This window comes from Microbacterium sp. CCNWLW41 (genome assembly GCF_037083505.1).
Map to the genome: position 1 here is coordinate 272271 of NZ_JBAOJP010000010.1, position 16559 is coordinate 288829.

Sequence of the window (16559 nt, forward strand, 5' to 3'; positions counted from 1 at the left end):
GACACCACGGGCGGAGCGGGGGTCAGTCGACGGCGGCGAGGGTGAGACGGTTCTTGCCGGCGCGCTTGGCGCTGTACATCGCGGCATCCGCTCTCACCAGCAGCTGCTGCGCGTCGGGACGCTCGTCGATCCCGGGCAGGTACAGGGAGATGCCGAGGCTCACGGACGCCGAGACCACGCCGCCCGCGACGGTGATGGGCGCGCGGGTGACGGAGAGGATCCGCTCGGCGATCGCCTCGGCCGCCAGCGCGTCGGCCCCCGGGCAGATCGCGACGAACTCGTCGCCGCCGATGCGCCCGACCAGGTCACCGGTGCGCACGGATGCCGTCAGCCGGGTGGCGATCTCGAGCAGCACCATGTCGCCGGACGCGTGGCCGAAGGCGTCGTTGATGCTCTTGAAGTCGTCGACGTCCAGGAAGAGGACGGCGAGCGGCTCCCCCGAGGCGGTGGACGCCTCGATCTCGTCATCCAGGCTCAGCTGCAGCAGCTGGCGGTTGGCGACGCCGGTGAGCTGGTCGTGGAGGGCCAGGAACGCCAGGCGGCGCTGCAGCCGCACACGCGTGAGGGTCTGGGATGCCTGCCGCCCGAGCGCCTGCTGCAGCTCGAAGTACTGCGCGTCGAAGTCGGTGCGCCGTGCGAAGAAGCACGCGAGATTGCCGAGCCGCCGGCCCTCGGCGAGCAGCGGGGTGACGGTGATCGACGACAGGCGCTCGGCGCGCATCGCCGTGGCGAGCTCGGGGTGCACGTCGTCGATGTCGTCGGCGTTGACGACGGTCACCTCGGGGGTGTTGCGCAGCGACGGGATGGGGGCGACCTTGCCCGCGAGCGGATTCGTGCCGCCCCTGAGCACGAGTTCGCCGTCGTCCTCCCGGAGGTAGACGGCGGCCTCGCGCGCGGCGAACGCATCGCGCGCGGCGGCGGCGAACGACTCGGCGACCTCGTCGTCGGTGGCGCTGACGTCGAAGCTGCTGGAGACGTCCTGCAGGACGCGCACCCGCTGCTCCGAGGTCTCGGCGGTCCGCCGTGCGGCCAGGAGCTCCCGCTCGTACTGCGCGCGTTCGGTGGCCTTGAAGATCGCCATGCGGACGAGGCCGGTTTCGTCGTCGCGCACCGCGTTGACCAGCGTCGGCAGCGGCGTCCCGTCGGCCGCGACGAGGGTCAGGGCGACCTCCTCCACCGCGCCCACGAGGTGCATCAGCGGGGTGTGGCGGGTCTCGTAGAAGATGCGGCTCCCCCCGTCGAGCAGCGACGCGAACGGCCGGCCCACGACGTCCTCCCGCGCGCGGGCGGTCCACGCCAGGAAGGTGTCGTTCGCCTCGACGACGTCCCCGCCCGGCGTGGTCGCGACCAGCCCGCACGGCGCGAGCTGGAACCAGCCTCGATCGTGCAGGCTCATGCGACGAACGCGAGGATCTGGTCTGCCACCTCGTCGGGCGCGGAGAGGTTGGGCACGTGGCCGGTCGCGTTCAGCAGCGTGAAGCGGCTCTCCTTGATGGCGGCGTGCACATAGCGGCCGACCTCCTCGGGCGCGATGGCGTCGTCACGACATTGCAGCACCAGGGTCGGCACGGAGACGAGCGGAAGGTCGGCCCGGTTGTCGGAGAGGAATGTCACGCGCGCGAAGTGCCGGGCGATCGTCGGGTCGATGCTGCAGAAGCTGTCGGTGAGGCGCTCGCCGAGGGCGGGGCGATCGGGGTTGGCCACGATCGCCGGCGCGATGACCCGCGACCACCCGAGGTAGTTCGCGTCGAGGGCGTCCATCATCGCGTCGATGTCGCTGCGCCGGAAGCCGCCTCGATAGCCGTTCTCGTCGGTGTACCGCGGCGAGGGGGAGACGAGCACGAGCGCCTTGAAGCGGGACGGATCGCGGTTGGCGGCCAGCACGCCGATCATCGCGCTCACCGAGTGGCCGACGAAGACGACGTCCGTCGCGTCGAGCGCCTCCAGGATCTCGAGCACGTCCGTCGCGTACCCGTCGAGCGAGTCGTACTTGCTGGGGACGTACGCGGACGAGTCCGAGCCGCCTGCGCCGACGTGGTCGAACAGGACGACGCGGTGGCCGGCCTCGAACCGGGGTGCGACCAGGTTCCACGCTTCCTGGCTGCAGCCGAAGCCGTGGGCGAACATCACCATCGGGCGGCCGGGTTCGCCCGTGACCCTCACATTGTTTCGGCGCAGCGCGTCGGTCATGGCGTTCCTATCCTCGGCGCAGGGGACGCCTCAAGTGATCGTATGCGACGGCGCCGACGCCGGCGCCCACGGGGCCGCGCCGCCGCCCGCGCCCGTCATGCGACCGCCGCCCGGCGGCGGAGGCGGCTGCGCCGGATCCACTTCTCCAGCTCGATCAGCACGGGCACCAGAAGCGCCAGCCCGAGCGCCGTGAGCCACTCGTCGCCCGACAGGCTCGTCGTTCCGATGAGCCGCTGCATGAAGCCGACCTCGACGGCCGCCACCGTGAGCACGAGCGGGATGGAGAGCCACTTCACCGCGATGAGGATGGGCGGCGCGAGGCCGGACTCGGGATCGCGGCGCATCACCAGGCCGCCGAAGATCGAGCCGAGGGCGCACACGACGAATGCCATGGTCACGGGCACGTTCGGCTGGGTGGAGCTGAGCTGGTCGGGGTAGATCAGCAGCGGGATCAGCGTCGTGAGGAAGATGAGGCCGCCGTAGATGAACCACAGCGTCACCGCCGCGGGATTGGCGATGGTCTTCTTCGGGTCGCGCGGCGGCTTGAGCATGATGCCCTCGGGAGCCGGGTCGAGGAGGATCACGATGACGGGGAAGATCGCCACGAAGAAGTTCAGGAACAGCACCATGATGGGCGTCAGCGGCACGCCGTCGTTGATGCCGAAGATGCTCGCCACGAGGAACAGCAGCACGAGCGAGAACAGCTGCGACATCTGGAACCGGACGTAGCTGACGATCTTCTCGTAGATCGAGCGCCCGAGGCGGACGGCCGTGACGAGGGTCCCGAAGTTGTCGTCGACGAGGATCATCTTCCCCGCCTGCTTGGTCACGTCGCTTCCCGACCCCATGGCGACGCCGATGTCGGCCTGCTTGAGCGCGGCGGCGTCGTTCACGGCGTCGCCGGTCATCGCGACGACGGCGCCCTGCTCCTGCATGAGGCGGGCCAGGCGCAGCTTGTCCTCGGGCGTGACCCGGCCGAACATGTGGAGTCGGGGGAGGGCGGCCTTGAGCTCGTCGTCGCTCATCGCCTGGATCTCGGCGCCGCTGGCGGCGCCCTCGCCGAGACCGAGCTTGGAGCCGATCGCGGCGGCCGTGATCGCGTGGTCGCCGGTGATCATGCGCACCTCGATGCCCGCCTCCCGGGCGATCCGCACCGCCTCCTTCGACGACGGGCGCAGCGGGTCGATGATCCCGACCAGCCCGACGAAGATGAGGTCGGACACGGCCGCCATCGGATCCTCCGCCACCGCCGCGTCCGGCGCGTAGCGTCGGAACGCGAAGGCCAGCACGCGCAGCCCCTGCTCGGAGAGCGAGCGGTTGGCTTCCAGGATCTGCTCGCGGCGGTCGGCGATCGGCACGACGCCGTCCATGGTCGCCACCGCGCTGCAGCGGTCCAGCACGACGTCGGGGCCGCCCTTGACGTAGCCGACGAGCGTCTCGGTGCCCTCCACCGGGATGCGGTGGAAGGTCGCCATGAACTTGTACGCCGAGTCGAACGGCACCTCGGCCACCCGCGGGAACTTCGCGCGCGTGAGCTCCGCCTCGGCGCCCAGCTTCGCCGCCAGCACCACCAGGGCGGCCTCGGTCGGGTCGCCGATGACCGCGCCGTCGTCCGACACGGTGGCGTCGCTGCAGAGCGTGAGCCCGAGGGCGAGCTGGGTGAACTGCGGCACGGGGAGTCCGGCGGCGTGGCGGACCTCGCCGGTCTTCTCGTAGCCGGAGCCCGCCACCGTGAACCACTCGCCGCGGTAGTACAGCGACTCCACCGTCATCTCGTTCATGGTGAGCGTGCCGGTCTTGTCGGAGTTGATGGCGCTCGTCGCGCCGAGCGTCTCGACGTCGGTGAGGTTCTTGACCACCGCCTTGTGCTCCGCGAGCTGGCGGGACCCGTACGAGAGCATCGCCTGCACGAACGACGGCATGCCCGTCGGGATCGCCGAGATCGCCATCGAGATGCCGAGCAGGATCACCGAGGCGATCTCCTGCCCGCGCAGCAGGCCCGTCACGATGATGACGGCGACGGCCCCCCACGCGATCCAGCCGAGCACGCCGGTGAGCGAGTCGAGCTCACGCTGCAGGGGCGACTTGGCGGGCTTGACGGACGAGAGCATCGACGCGATGCGACCCATCTGCGTCTGCATGCCGGTGTCGGTGACGACGATCGCCGCCGTGCCGCGGGTGACCTGGGTGTTCTGGAAGACCATGTCGGTGCGGTCGCCCAGTGTGGTCTCGGGATCGGCGAGGGTCGAGGCATCCTTCGCGATCGGCGCGCTCTCGCCGGTGAGCGCCGCCTCCTGCGTCTCGAGCGTCGCCGACCGGAGGATCCGCCCGTCGGCGGGGACCAGGTCGCCCGCCTCGAGGTTCACGATGTCGCCGGGGACGAGGGTCGTCGCGTCCAGCTGGACCAGCGTGCCGTCGCGGACGACCTTCGCCTGCGGGATCTGCATCTTCGACAGCGCGTCGACGGATGCCTTCGCCTTCATCTCCTGCCGCGTACCGAGCACGATGTTGAGCACGACGAGGGCACCGACGAGGATTCCGACGCTCACCTGGTTGATGAAGAGGCTGATGATCGCGACGGCCACCAGCATGATGTTCATGGGGTCGGCCAGCTGCTGCAGCGCCACCTGCCATGTCGACGGGGGCTTCTCGGCGGCGATCGAGTTGGGGCCGTGTTCCGCCAGCCGCTGCGCGGCGTCGGCGGAGGTCAATCCGCGCTCGCGGTCGCTGCGCAGGGCGGCGACGACGGCGTCGGGGTCCTGGGTGTACCAGGCGGCGGGCGTTGCCGTGTCTTGCGAGGTGTCCACCGTGCTCATGGCTTGAACATACAGCGGGGGATCCCCCGCGGAACAGGAAAATTCCTCTTCGCCGGGCGGGTCAGGCGTCGAGCTGCTCGCGGAGTCTGCGGGTGAGCTCCGCGGTCGGCGTGCCCCGGCGGAACACCGCGACGACCACGTCGTCGGCGGCCGCGTCCGACTCGCCCTCCGGAAGGACGCCGAACCGGCGGCGCGCGTCGTCGAGCGCCCCGCGCAGCACCGAGACCGGAACCTTCTTCGGCCCGCGGATCAGGCGCCGGAGCACGTGGTTGTGCACCGCGGTGACGAGTGCGGCGAATCCCACGGCGTCGAGGGGGTCGAGCCCCGGCAGCGACGCGCGCAGGTACTCGTCGAAGAGCCGCTCGTAGCGGAAGACGGTCACGATCTCGCGGTCCCGCAGCGCCGGCACACCGCGCACCACCGCGTAGCGGCGGCGGGCGAGCTCGGGGTCGGCGGCGAAGTGGGAGTAGACGAGGACGGATGCCTCGCACACCGCGGCCCACGGGTCGCGGTGCGTCTGCCCCAGGAATTCCCGCAGGCGGTCGAGCAGCACCTCGTGGTCGGTGAACACCACGTCGTCCTTGCCGCCGAACTGCCGGAAGAAGGTCGATCGCGACACCCCGGCCGCCAGGGCGATCTGCTCCACGGAGGTCTGGTCGAAGCCCTGCTCGTCGAAGAGCTCCAGCGCGGCGGCCACCACGGCCGCGCGCGAAGCGGCCTGAGCGGCGGAGGCGGCGGTATCGGACATCTCGGGGAGAGCCTAGTCCGTGCGTTCCGCGCCCGCCGCGACGCTCCGCCGCGCGCCGAGGACGCACGGACCCGCCGCTGTCAACGGGGCTCGACGCGACGTCGATCGTGCACTTCACTTGCTCCATGACGCCGATCTGGAAGCGGGGGGCGCCACGGGTCGCCGGAACCCCCTTCGAACCGGGACGACACCGCGACGTGGTGGTCGTCGGCGCGGGGCTGACGGGCCTGGCGACCGCCCTGATGCTGGTGCGCCAGGGGCGCGAGGTCGCCGTGATCGAGGCGGGCGAGGTCGGGGAGCTCGCGTCCGGTGCGAACACCGGCAAGCTCACCGTGCTGCAGGGGTCGGTGCTGTCCGCGCTGCGCCGCCACCATTCCGCGCGCCTGGCCCGCGCCTACGTCGACGCCAACCTCGACGGCGCCCGATGGCTGACCGCGACCGCCGACGAGCTCGGCGTGCCGTACTCCCGCCGCGCCGCCTACTCGTACGCCCAGACGCCCGAGGGCGTGCACCGGGTGGACGCGGAGCTCGAGGCGGCACTCGACGCCGGACTGCCGGCGCGACGCGTCGAGCCGGACCAGCTCGCGCAGTCGCCCTTCCCGATCCTCGGCGCGGTGGGACTGGACTCCCAGGTGGCGATCGACCCGTACCGACTCCTCGTCGCGCTCGCCGAGGCCTTCGTCCGCGAGGGCGGGACGCTGCACACCGGCGTGCGCGTCACGTGCGCGCACGTCGTCCCGCGCGCGGCCGTCGACACGACCGCCGGCTACGCCGAGGCCGATCACGTCGTGCTCGCGACCGCCACGCCCATCGTCGATCGCGGACTGTACTTCGCCAAGGTGCGCGGGCTTCGCTCCTCGTGCGTCGCGTTCGCGACGGACGGGCCGATTCCGGAGGGGCTGTACGTCACGGTCGACGGCGAGACGAAGTCGGTCCGATCCATCACGGCAGAGGACGGGCCCGTCGACCAGGCGCAGCTCGTCGTCGGGGGCAACGGGTTCCCCACCGGACGCTCGTCCTCGCCGCGCACGCGGATCGACGCGCTCGTGACGTGGACCCAGCGCCACTTCCCCGGGGCGGAGCCGGTCGCGGCGTGGTCCGCGCAGGACTACGAGTCGCACAACCTCGTGCCGTTCGTCGGGGCGATGCCCCGGTCCCTCGGACGCATCCGGTTCGCCACCGGCTACGCGAAGTGGGGCCTGTCCAACGCGCCCGCCGCCGCGCTGCGCCTGGCCGCCGAGATCGACCGGGTGCCCCGGCGAGATCGTCCGGACTGGATGAACGTCCTCTCGACGCGCTTCACCGTCCCGGCCGACCTCGCGCGCGGCGGCGTGCAGAATCTGCGGGTCGGCTGGGAGGCGACATCCGGCTGGATCGGCGCCCAGAGCGTTCCCACGCCGGTGCGTCGCCCCGCCGAGGGGTGCGGCGTCGTCGCGAGCCGTGCAGGACAGCCTGTCGGCATCTCGACGGTCGACGGGCGCACCAGGGCGGTGAGCGCCGTCTGCACCCACATGGGCGGCGTCCTGCGGTGGAACGACGCAGAGTACACGTGGGACTGTCCGCTGCACGCGTCCCGGTTCACCGCGGAAGGGCGCCGCCTGGAGGGCCCTGCGCTGCACGACCTGTCCGGACTGCCGCGGGTGCCGGGCGAGGAGGTCGAGGAACCGCCCGGCGCGTCGCTGCGGTCAGAACCGGACGACGACCGGTAGTAGGCTGGGGCACTGGTCGATATCTCGACATCAAGACGCTTTCCCCGCGTCATCCCGCCCGTTCGCCCCAGCGAAGGAATCACTGTGGATCTGTACGAGTACCAGGCACGAGACCTTTTCGAGAAGTACGAGGTGCCGGTGCTCCCGGGCATCGTCGCCGACACCCCCGAGGAGGCGAAGGCAGCGGCCGAGAAGCTCGGCGGCGGCGTCGTCGTCGTGAAGGCCCAGGTCAAGACGGGCGGCCGCGGGAAGGCGGGCGGCGTCAAGGTCGCCAAGAGCCCCGACGAGGCCTACGAGGCGGCCAAGGCCATCCTCGGCCTCGACATCAAGGGCCACGTCGTCAAGCGGGTCATGGTCGCCGCGGGCGCCCGCATCGCCGAGGAGTACTACTTCTCGGTGCTGCTGGACCGCGCCAACCGCTCCTACCTGTCGCTCGCCTCCGTCGAGGGCGGCATGGAGATCGAGCAGCTCGCGGTCGAGAAGCCCGAGGCGCTCGCCCGGATCGACGTCAACCCGGGCACGGGCATCGACAAGGCCAAGGCCGTCGAGATCGCCGAGGCCGCCGGCTTCGACGCGGGCCTCGTCGACAAGGTGAGCGACGTCTTCGTCAAGCTCTACAACGTCTACAAGGGCGAGGACGCCACCCTCGTCGAGGTCAACCCGCTCATCCTGTCGGAGGACGGCGAGGTCATCGCCCTCGACGGCAAGGTGACGCTCGACGACAACGCCGAGTTCCGTCACGCCGCGCACGCACTCCTCGAGGACAAGGCCGCCGCCGACCCGCTGGAGGCCAAGGCCAAGGAGAACGACCTCAACTACGTCAAGCTCGACGGCGAGGTCGGCATCATCGGCAACGGCGCGGGCCTGGTCATGTCGACCCTCGACGTGGTCGCGTACGCCGGTGAGAACCACGGCGGGGTCAAGCCCGCCAACTTCCTCGACATCGGCGGCGGCGCCTCGGCCGAGGTCATGGCCGCGGGCCTGGACGTCATCCTCGGCGACCCGCAGGTCAAGTCGGTGTTCGTGAACGTCTTCGGCGGCATCACGGCGTGCGACGCCGTCGCCAAGGGCATCGTCGGTGCGCTCGCGGAGCTCGGCGCCACCGCGTCGAAGCCCCTCGTGGTGCGCCTGGACGGCAACCGTGTCGAGGAGGGCCGCAAGATCCTCCAGGATGCCAACCACCCGCTGGTGACCCTGGCCGCCACGATGGACGAGGGCGCCGACAAGGCCGCCGAGCTCGCCAACGCCTGACCGCCGCTTCGACAAGCTCAGCGACCCACATAAGGAACAACAGACATGTCGATCTTTCTTGACAAGGACTCCAAGGTCATCGTCCAGGGCATCACCGGCGGCGAGGGCACCAAGCACACCGCGCTCATGCTCAAGGCCGGCACCAACGTCGTCGGCGGCGTGAACGCGCGCAAGGCCGGCACCACGGTGCTGCACAAGGACAAGGACGGCGGCAGCGTCGAGCTGCCGGTGTTCGGCTCGGTGGCCGAGGCCATCGAGAAGACCGGTGCGGACGTCTCGATCGCGTTCGTCCCCGCCGCGTTCACGAAGGCCGCGATGATCGAGGCGATCGACGCCGAGATCCCGCTGCTGGTCGTCATCACCGAGGGCGTCCCCGTCGGCGACTCGGCCGAGGCGTGGGCGTACGCGTCGGCCAAGGGCAACAAGACCCGCATCATCGGCCCCAACTGCCCGGGCATCATCACGCCGGACGAGTCGCTCGTGGGCATCACGCCCGCCAACATCACCGGCAAGGGACCGATCGGCCTGGTCTCGAAGTCGGGCACGCTCACGTACCAGATGATGTTCGAGCTGCGCGACATCGGCTTCTCCACCGCCATCGGCATCGGCGGCGACCCGATCATCGGCACCACCCACATCGACGCGCTCGAGGCGTTCGAGGCCGACCCCGAGACCAAGGCGATCGTCATGATCGGCGAGATCGGCGGCGACGCCGAGGAGCGCGCGGCCGACTTCATCAAGGCCAACGTCACCAAGCCGGTCGTCGGCTACGTCGCCGGCTTCACCGCCCCCGAGGGCAAGACGATGGGCCACGCCGGCGCCATCGTGTCGGGTTCGGCCGGCACCGCGCAGGCGAAGAAGGAGGCCCTCGAGGCCGCCGGCGTCAAGGTCGGCAAGACGCCGTCCGAGACCGCCGCGCTGATGCGCGAGATCATCGAGTCGCTCTAAGGGGTACAGCTCGACAAGCGATGGCGGATGCCGCGACCCCGGGTCGCGGCATCCGCCATCGTCGTCTCAGCCGGCGACCGGCGAGCCGCCGAAACGCGACACCTGGCCCGCGCGGTCGGCGTCTTCGCTGGCGAGGACACCGCCGTTGGCCACGAAGTCGGCGGCGACCTCTTCGAACATGATGCGGACGTCCTGCCTGCGCGCCCCGAGCGCCTCGACGGCGGCGCGGGTGACCTCCTCGGCGAAGCGGCGGCGCTGGTCCACGGTGCGTCCGGGAAGGAGTTCGACTCTGATGTTGGGCATGACTCGAACATAGAGGGCGCGCGGCCCGCCCCTGCGCAGGCCGAATACGCTGGTGGCATGCCGTTGACCGGAGAGTACAAGCCGTCCACGTCCGACTGGGCGCGCAAGCAGGCGGAGGTCTTCGAGGCCTCCAACGGAGAGAAGGCGAACACGCTGCGCGGCGTGCCGATCATCGTGCTGACGACCGTCGGCGCGAAGTCCGGAGCGCTGCGCAAGACCGCGCTCATGCGCGTCGAGCACGACGGCCGCTACGCCGTCGTCGCGTCGAAGGGCGGCGCGCCGGACGAGCCGAAGTGGGCCGAGAACATGCGTCGCCACCCGCTCGTGGAGCTGCAGGACGCCGATGTGAAGCGCGACTACCTCGCGCGGGAGCTGGACGGCGACGAGCGCGCGCAGTGGTGGGAGCGCGCGTGCGCGGTGTGGCCCGACTACGACGCGTACCAGACCCGCACCGACCGGCAGATCGCCGTGTTCGTCTTGGAGCCGCAGGACGGCTGAGCCGGCCCGCATGACCGACATCGAGCTGGCGTCGATCGGCGCCGGGACGGTCACCCTCCACGACGCCCGCCGCAAGGCGCGCTGGAGCGTCGAGCTCGAGCCGTTCGAGATCGGCGTGTTCCCCGTCACCCAGGAGCAGCTCGCCGAGCTCCTCGGCGAGCCGTCGACCCACCCTCGGCGGCCGGCGACCGACGTGAGCTGGCTGCGGGCCATCCGCTTCTGCAACGCCGCGTCCGAGTGGGAGGGACTGGACCCCGCCTACACGTTCGACGGCGAGGTGGTCACGTGGCACGTCGATGCCGACGGCTTCCGCCTGCCGACCGAGGCCGAGTGGGAGCACGCGTGCCGCGCGGGGTCGGCCGGCCCGCACTACGGACCGCTCGCCGACATCGCGTGGACGAGCGCGGACGGCGTCACGTCGCCGCAGGACGTCGGCGGGAAGCATCCGAATCTCAACGGGCTCTTCGACACCCTCGGCAACGTGTGGGAGTGGTGCTGGGACCTGCTCGACCCCGCGCGCTACGCCGACTACCGGGTGTTCCGGGGCGGCGGCTTCGCCGACGACGCGTGGAGCGTGCGCGCGTCGACGCGCCGGGGTGGCGCGCCGCGCATGCACCACGACGATGTCGGCTTCCGGGTCGCGCGCGGCGGCTTCGACGCCGTCGACGCCGCCCAGGGCTGGTCGGCCGCGGTCGACCGCGAGCGCGCCGACCTCGACGGTCCGCTCCCGCCCGGCTGGACGCCGTTGCGCTGAACCCCTGGTTCCCGGGTTTGGGGCGCGTCCCGCTCGTCCGGGGCGCGTCGCGTGCGCCCCGGATGCACGTCGCGCGCCCCGAACCCGACGCGCGCCGGGCCGGGAGATGCCGAAGGGGACGGATGCCGCAGCACCCGTCCCCTTCGCGGTGAGACTCAGCCGAGCACGGCCTCCAGCGGCCCGCGGGCGAAGTAGAGCACGAAGCCGGCCGCGACGACCCACAGCAGCGGGCTGATCTCGCGCGCCTTGCCCGACAGCGAGCGCACCACGACCCACGCGATGAAGCCCGCCCCGATGCCGTTGGCGATCGAGTAGGTGAGGGGCATGACGGTGACGGCGAGGAAGACCGGCAGCAGGATCGAGAAGTCGGTGAAGTCGATGAAGCGGATCTGCGACATCATCAGGGCGCCGACGATCACCAGCGCGGCGGCGGCGACCTCGGTGGGCACGATCGACACCAGCGGCGTGAAGAACATCGCGATGAGGAACAGCGCACCGGTGACGACGTTCGCGAAGCCGGTCCGCGCCCCCTCGCCGATGCCTGCGCCGGACTCGATGAACACCGTGTTGGACGAGCTCGACGTGAATCCACCGGCGACCGCGCCGACGCCCTCGACGATCAGCGCCGACTTGATGCGGGGGAAGTCGCCCTTCTCGTCGGCGAGCCCCGCCTCCTTCGACAGGCCCGTCATGGTGCCCATGGCGTCGAAGAAGTTCGTGAAGACGAGCGTGAAGACGAGCATGAGGGCCGCGAGCACGCCGATCCGCTCGAACGAGCCGAACGAGATCTGACCGACGAGCGAGAGGTCGGGGACGCTCACGAGCGACGCCGGCAGCTCCGGCACCGACAGGCCCCAGCCGCCCGGGTTGACCTCGTCGCCGGCGAACTTCGGCCCGATGTTCCAGATCGCCTCGACGACGACCGCGACGACGGTGCCGGTGACGAGGCCGATCAGGATGCCGCCCTTGACCTTGCGCGCCACCAGGACGCCGGTCAGCAGCAGCGTGAACACGAAGATGAGGGTGGGGACCGTCGCGACAGAACCGTCGACGCCCAGGCCGACCGGGGGAGAGGACGCTCCCGTCGAGGTGACCAGGCCCGCGTCGACGAATCCGATGAAGGCGATGAACAGGCCGATGCCGACCGTGATGGCGATCTTCAGCTGGATCGGCACGGCGTCGAAGATCATGCGCCGCAGCCCGGTCGCCGCCAGCAGCACGATGATCAGACCGTTGATGACGACGAGACCCATCGCCTCGGCCCACGTCACCTGGCCGACGACCGAGACCGCGAGGAACGAGTTGATGCCGAGCCCGGCCGCGAACGCGAACGGCAGACGGGTCACGAGGCCGAACAGCACGGTCATGACACCGGCGGTGAGCGCGGTGGTCGCCGCCACCTGGGTGAAGCCGAGGGAGTCCCCGGCGACGTCGACGCCGCCGGAGAGGATGATCGGGTTGAGGATGACGATGTAGGCCATCGTCACGAACGTCACCACACCGCCGCGCACCTCGGTGCCGATGGTCGATCCTCGCCGGGTGATCTCGAAGAACCTGTCCAAGCCGTTCTTCGGCGGGGGTGTCTCGCTGCCGTCTTGTGCCTCGGGTGCGTTCGACGTCGTGGACGGGGCTGCGCTCATGTGTGGTTGACCTCCGTCAGAGAACGTTAGTCGCTCCGGCGGCCGGCAGATTCCGCAGAACGGATGCCGCGCCTCCGCGGCGCGGGCGACCGGGAGGCGGACGCGGCGCGAAGTAGGGTCTATGGCGCATGCATCGCCTCATCGTCGCCCTCCTCTCATCCGTCGACGCCGCCATCGCGGTCGCCGTCGGGATCGCGGCGACCCTCGCGCCGCTGACGCTGCTGTGGGTCTTCGGGTTCGGCGGTGGCGCCGACTGGGGGGTGCTGTGGCCGGCGGCCGTGGCGGTGTGGCAGCTGGGCAACCTCGTGCCGCTGCACATCACGCTCCCGCCCGAGTACCTCGCCGCGACCGGCATCCCCGCCGACGCGGCATCCTTCGCCCTCTCGCTCGCCCCGCTCGCGTTCGCCGTCTTCACCGCCGTCTTCGCCGCCCGGTCGGGCGTGCGCGCGTCGCGCGCCGACGCGTGGATCACCGGGGTGGCCTCGTCGATCGTCGTTTTCGCGGCGCTCGCGACCGGCGCGGCGCTCACGGGAGCGAACGGCGTCGCGGTCGCGGTGACCTGGCAGGCGATCCTGGTGCCCACGCTGGTCTTCGCGCTGCCCGCGCTCACGGCCGCCGTGGTGACGGAGTGGATCGAGGCTGGATCGGGTGCGATCGCGCGGCTCCGCGACCGGGTCGAGTCGATGTCCCACGGCTGGGCCGAGACCCCGGCGCTCATCGCGCGGGGATCCGCCGTCGTGGTGGTGGGGCTCGTCGGCCTCGGCGCGGCCGTCGCCGCCGTCGCGGTGTTCGCGCGGGCGGGTCGGATCGTGGCCCTCTTCCAGGCGGGCGACGCCGACGTGCTCGGCGCGACCCTGCTCACGCTCGCGCAGCTGGCGTACGTCCCGACCCTCGCCGTGTGGGGCCTCAGCTTCGTCGCCGGACCGGGTTTCGCGGTGGGCGAGGGCACCTCCGTCTCGCCGGCCGGCACGCAGGTGGGCATCGTGCCGGGTCTTCCCGCGCTGGGCGCCGTGCCGGAGTCGACGACCTCGTGGCTGCTCCTGCTGGCGCTCCTCCCCGTCGCGCTCGGCGCGCTCGCGGGGTGGATCGCCCGCTCCCGTCTGGTGCACGCCGGCGAGCCGACGCCCGGGCGCGCGGAGGACGCCGTCGCGGCGCGGCTCACGATCACCGCGGGCATCGCGCTCGTGTCCGGCGCCGCCGCCGCGCTCCTGTGCGTGGCCGCGTCCGGATCCGTCGGACCGGGGCGCCTGGCGCACTTCGGCCCGGACGCAGGGCCCGTGGCCCTCGCGGTGGGGCTCGAGGTGCTCGTCGGCGCGGCCATCCTGCTGCTTTCGCCCCGCGGCTCGCACGATCCGGCCGCGCCCGAACCTCCCGCGCCCGCCGCCGCCGCGGAGGCGACGACCGAGCCCATCGAGCTGCCGCGGCTCACGTCGCACGGTCCGAGCCGGGTTCCGGACTAAACTGAGTCGGTGCTCACGGTCGCCGTCCTCATCTCGGGCACAGGGTCGAATCTGCGTGCTCTGCTCGACGCGGCGGCCGAACCCGAGTTCCCCGCCCGCATCGTCGTCGTCGGCGGCGACCGCGAGGCCGACGGCTTCGCGCACGCGGAGGACTACGGCATCCCGACCTTCATGGTGCCGTTCGCGCGATTCGGCACCCGTGAGGAATGGGGCGCCGAGCTGGGTGCGCAGCTGGCCGTGTGGAAGCCCGATCTCGTCGTGCTCAGCGGCCTCATGCGCCTGCTGCCGGCCGACCTCGTCGACGCGTGGTCGCCCCGCATCATCAACACGCACCCGGCGTATCTGCCGGAGTTCCCCGGCGCGCACGGCGTGCGCGACGCGCTGGCCGCCGGCGTCGCGCAGACCGGAGCCAGCGTCATCATCGTCGACAGCGGCGTCGACTCGGGGCCGATCCTCGCCCAGGAGCGCGTGCCCGTGCTTCCCGGCGACGACGAGCACGCCCTGCACGAGCGCATCAAGCCCGTCGAGCGCCGCCTGCTCATCGACGTCGTGCGCCGCATCGCGACCGGCGACCTCGATCTCGCGGCGGCCTCCGCTCGCGCCCAGCTCTGACCCACCCCACCGAGGAGAACCCGCCATGGCCGGACCGAGCCACGACCCCGCCCTCTACCGCTCCCGCGACGTCGTCCCGGTGCGCCGGGCGCTGGTGTCGGTGAGCGACAAGACCGACCTCCTGACGCTCGGCGCCGCCCTCGCGGAGGCGGGCGTCGAGATCGTCTCGACCGGCGGCTCGGCGACGCTGCTGCGCGAGGCGGGGTACGAGGTGACCGACGTCTCGCGCGTCACCGGGTTCCCCGAATCCCTCGACGGCCGCGTCAAGACGCTGCACCCGAGCGTGCACGCGGGCCTGCTCGCCGACCTCCGCCTCGAGGACCACGAGCGGCAGCTCGCCGATCTCGACATCGCCCCGTTCGAGCTCGTCGTGGTGAACCTCTACCCCTTCGTCGAGACCGTGCGCTCCGGCGCGCAGGGCGACGACGTCGTCGAGCAGATCGACATCGGAGGGCCCGCCATGGTGCGCGCGTCGGCGAAGAACTACGCCAACGTCGCCATCGTCGTCTCGCCGTCGTCGTACCCGGCCGTCATCGAGGCCGTGCGGTCCGGCGGCACCTCGCTCGTGCAGCGCCGCGAGCTCGCCGCGCGCGCGTTCGCGCACACCGCGGAGTACGACCGCGCCGTGGCGACCTGGTTCTCGGAGGGCACGCTCCTCGAGGACGACCTGCCCGCGCACCTCACGATCAAGGCCGAGCGCCTCGCCACGCTGCGCTACGGCGAGAACTCGCACCAGCGTGCGGCGATCTACACCCGCAACGGCGGCCACGGCATCGCCCAGGCCACGCAGCTGCAGGGCAAGGGGATGTCGTACAACAACTACGTCGACGCCGACGCCGCCCTCCGCGCCGCGTTCGACATGGTCAAGCCCGCCGTCGCGATCATCAAGCACGCCAACCCGTGCGGCATCGCCGTGGCGGCTCCGAAGTCGCCGGACCCCATCGCCAGCGCCCACCTGCGCGCGCACGAGTGCGACCCGGTGTCGGCCTTCGGCGGCGTCATCGCGGCCAACCGCACCGTGACGCTGAAGATGGCCGAGAACCTCCGCGACATCTTCACCGAGGTCATCGTCGCGCCCGATTTCGAGCCCGAGGCGCTGGAGGTGTTCCGCCTCAAGAAGAACCTGCGCGTGCTCCAGCTGCCGGCCGACTGGCAGCAGGAGCGGATGGACGTGCGCCTGGTGTCGGGCGGCCTGCTGCTGCAGGACGCCGACCGGTTCCCCGACGACATCGAGTCGGTCGCCAAGGACTGGCAGCTCGTCTCGGGCGAGCGTCCGTCGGACGACGAGATGACGAACCTCATCTTCGCGTGGAAGTCGTGCCGCGCCGTGAAGTCCAACGCCATCGTGCTGGCCAAGAACTCGGCGACGGTCGGCATCGGCATGGGGCAGGTCAACCGCGTCGACTCGTGCCGGCTCGCCGTCGAGCGCGCCGGGGACCGCGCGGCGGGGTCGGTGGCGGCATCCGACGCGTTCTTCCCCTTCGCCGACGGCCCGCAGGTGCTGCTCGACGCCGGCATCTCGGCGATCATCCAGCCCGGCGGCTCCGTGCGCGACGACGAGGTGATCGCCGCCGCGCAGGCTGCGAACGTCACGATGTTCTTCACGGGCGAGCGCCACTTCTTCCACTGA

Annotated in this window: 14 protein-coding genes; 8 read left to right on the forward strand and 6 right to left on the reverse strand. The window is 71.4% G+C overall.

Translation table 11 applies throughout. The features are described 5' to 3' along the window. Nucleotides 1-22: 22 nt before the first annotated feature. The 4 genes from V6R91_RS29690 to V6R91_RS29705 form a co-directional block, all read right to left on the reverse strand. Nucleotides 23-1396 (reverse strand): sensor domain-containing protein, encoded by a 1374-nt coding sequence (locus V6R91_RS29690; RefSeq protein WP_336398286.1) that lies wholly within the window; start codon nt 1394-1396, stop codon nt 23-25. After that, nucleotides 1393-2190 carry an alpha/beta fold hydrolase gene (locus V6R91_RS29695; protein ID WP_336398287.1) on the reverse strand — a complete coding sequence of 266 codons (798 nt, stop codon included), beginning with the start codon at nt 2188-2190 and terminating at the stop codon, nt 1393-1395. The genes V6R91_RS29690 and V6R91_RS29695 overlap by 4 nt, the downstream gene beginning before the upstream one ends. Nucleotides 2191-2285: 95 nt before the next feature. Then, nucleotides 2286-5006, reverse strand: a complete 2721-nt coding sequence (locus V6R91_RS29700; protein WP_336398288.1) for a cation-translocating P-type ATPase — start codon at nt 5004-5006, stop codon at nt 2286-2288. A gap of 61 nt (nt 5007-5067) precedes the next feature. After that, nucleotides 5068-5754, reverse strand: coding sequence for a TetR family transcriptional regulator (locus tag V6R91_RS29705; RefSeq protein ID WP_336398289.1), 687 nt, complete (start codon nt 5752-5754; stop codon nt 5068-5070). Between the two features lie 125 nt (nt 5755-5879). Between V6R91_RS29705 and V6R91_RS29710 the strand changes: the two genes are divergently transcribed. The 3 genes from V6R91_RS29710 (at nt 5880) to sucD (ending at nt 9662) form a co-directional block, all read left to right on the forward strand. Next, nucleotides 5880-7463 (forward strand): FAD-dependent oxidoreductase, encoded by a 1584-nt coding sequence (locus V6R91_RS29710; protein WP_336398290.1) that lies wholly within the window; start codon nt 5880-5882, stop codon nt 7461-7463. 84 nt (nt 7464-7547) lie between these two features. After that, entirely contained in the window at nt 7548-8714 is a 1167-nt protein-coding gene (gene sucC / locus V6R91_RS29715) for an ADP-forming succinate--CoA ligase subunit beta (protein WP_336398291.1), read from the forward strand. Nucleotides 8715-8759: 45 nt separating this feature from the next. After that, nucleotides 8760-9662 carry a succinate--CoA ligase subunit alpha gene (gene sucD, locus V6R91_RS29720; RefSeq protein ID WP_336398292.1) on the forward strand — a complete coding sequence of 301 codons (903 nt, stop codon included), beginning with the start codon at nt 8760-8762 and terminating at the stop codon, nt 9660-9662. 66 nt (nt 9663-9728) lie between these two features. Here the strand turns inward: sucD and V6R91_RS29725 are convergent, their stop codons facing one another. Next, nucleotides 9729-9965, reverse strand: coding sequence for a tautomerase family protein (locus V6R91_RS29725; protein WP_336398293.1), 237 nt, complete (start codon nt 9963-9965; stop codon nt 9729-9731). Between the two features lie 57 nt (nt 9966-10022). On the opposite strand from V6R91_RS29725, the gene V6R91_RS29730 reads away from it, so the two are divergent. After that, a complete protein-coding gene (locus V6R91_RS29730) occupies nt 10023-10463 on the forward strand; it encodes a nitroreductase family deazaflavin-dependent oxidoreductase (RefSeq protein WP_336398294.1) in 441 nt (146 codons plus the stop codon). A 10-nt stretch (nt 10464-10473) separates the two neighbouring features. Continuing rightward, nucleotides 10474-11217, forward strand: coding sequence for a formylglycine-generating enzyme family protein (locus V6R91_RS29735; RefSeq protein WP_336398295.1), 744 nt, complete (start codon nt 10474-10476; stop codon nt 11215-11217). A 155-nt stretch (nt 11218-11372) separates the two neighbouring features. Here the strand turns inward: V6R91_RS29735 and V6R91_RS29740 are convergent, their stop codons facing one another. Then, a complete protein-coding gene (locus tag V6R91_RS29740; RefSeq protein ID WP_336398296.1) occupies nt 11373-12857 on the reverse strand; it encodes an NCS2 family permease in 1485 nt (494 codons plus the stop codon). 128 nt (nt 12858-12985) lie between these two features. On the opposite strand from V6R91_RS29740, the gene V6R91_RS29745 reads away from it, so the two are divergent. From V6R91_RS29745 to purH, 3 genes are read left to right on the forward strand one after another with little or no spacing between them, the layout of a single operon-like run. Beyond that, a complete protein-coding gene (locus tag V6R91_RS29745) occupies nt 12986-14317 on the forward strand; it encodes a cell division protein PerM (RefSeq protein ID WP_336398297.1) in 1332 nt (443 codons plus the stop codon). Between the two features lie 9 nt (nt 14318-14326). Continuing rightward, nucleotides 14327-14929, forward strand: coding sequence for a phosphoribosylglycinamide formyltransferase (gene purN, locus V6R91_RS29750; RefSeq protein WP_336398298.1), 603 nt, complete (start codon nt 14327-14329; stop codon nt 14927-14929). Nucleotides 14930-14954: 25 nt separating this feature from the next. Next, the gene (gene purH, locus V6R91_RS29755) at nt 14955-16559 is read left to right on the forward strand and encodes a bifunctional phosphoribosylaminoimidazolecarboxamide formyltransferase/IMP cyclohydrolase (RefSeq protein WP_336398299.1); all 1605 of its coding nucleotides are present in this window, start codon (nt 14955-14957) and stop codon (nt 16557-16559) included.

What these genes read in the sequence shown, in the direction of transcription:
- V6R91_RS29730 (WP_336398294.1), top strand. Translation starts at nt 10,023, where the DNA reads ATGCCGTTGACCGGAGAGTACAAGCCGTCCACGTCCGACTGGGCGCGC.
- V6R91_RS29710 (WP_336398290.1), top strand. Translation starts at nt 5,880, where the DNA reads ATGACGCCGATCTGGAAGCGGGGGGCGCCACGGGTCGCCGGAACCCCC.
- V6R91_RS29745 (WP_336398297.1), top strand. Translation starts at nt 12,986, where the DNA reads ATGCATCGCCTCATCGTCGCCCTCCTCTCATCCGTCGACGCCGCCATC.
- V6R91_RS29695 (WP_336398287.1), bottom strand. Translation starts at nt 2,190, where the DNA reads ATGACCGACGCGCTGCGCCGAAACAATGTGAGGGTCACGGGCGAACCC.
- V6R91_RS29725 (WP_336398293.1), bottom strand. Translation starts at nt 9,965, where the DNA reads ATGCCCAACATCAGAGTCGAACTCCTTCCCGGACGCACCGTGGACCAG.
- V6R91_RS29705 (WP_336398289.1), bottom strand. Translation starts at nt 5,754, where the DNA reads ATGTCCGATACCGCCGCCTCCGCCGCTCAGGCCGCTTCGCGCGCGGCC.
- V6R91_RS29700 (WP_336398288.1), bottom strand. Translation starts at nt 5,006, where the DNA reads ATGAGCACGGTGGACACCTCGCAAGACACGGCAACGCCCGCCGCCTGG.
- V6R91_RS29740 (WP_336398296.1), bottom strand. Translation starts at nt 12,857, where the DNA reads ATGAGCGCAGCCCCGTCCACGACGTCGAACGCACCCGAGGCACAAGAC.
- V6R91_RS29735 (WP_336398295.1), top strand. Translation starts at nt 10,474, where the DNA reads ATGACCGACATCGAGCTGGCGTCGATCGGCGCCGGGACGGTCACCCTC.
- purH (WP_336398299.1), top strand. Translation starts at nt 14,955, where the DNA reads ATGGCCGGACCGAGCCACGACCCCGCCCTCTACCGCTCCCGCGACGTC.
- sucD (WP_336398292.1), top strand. Translation starts at nt 8,760, where the DNA reads ATGTCGATCTTTCTTGACAAGGACTCCAAGGTCATCGTCCAGGGCATC.
- V6R91_RS29690 (WP_336398286.1), bottom strand. Translation starts at nt 1,396, where the DNA reads ATGAGCCTGCACGATCGAGGCTGGTTCCAGCTCGCGCCGTGCGGGCTG.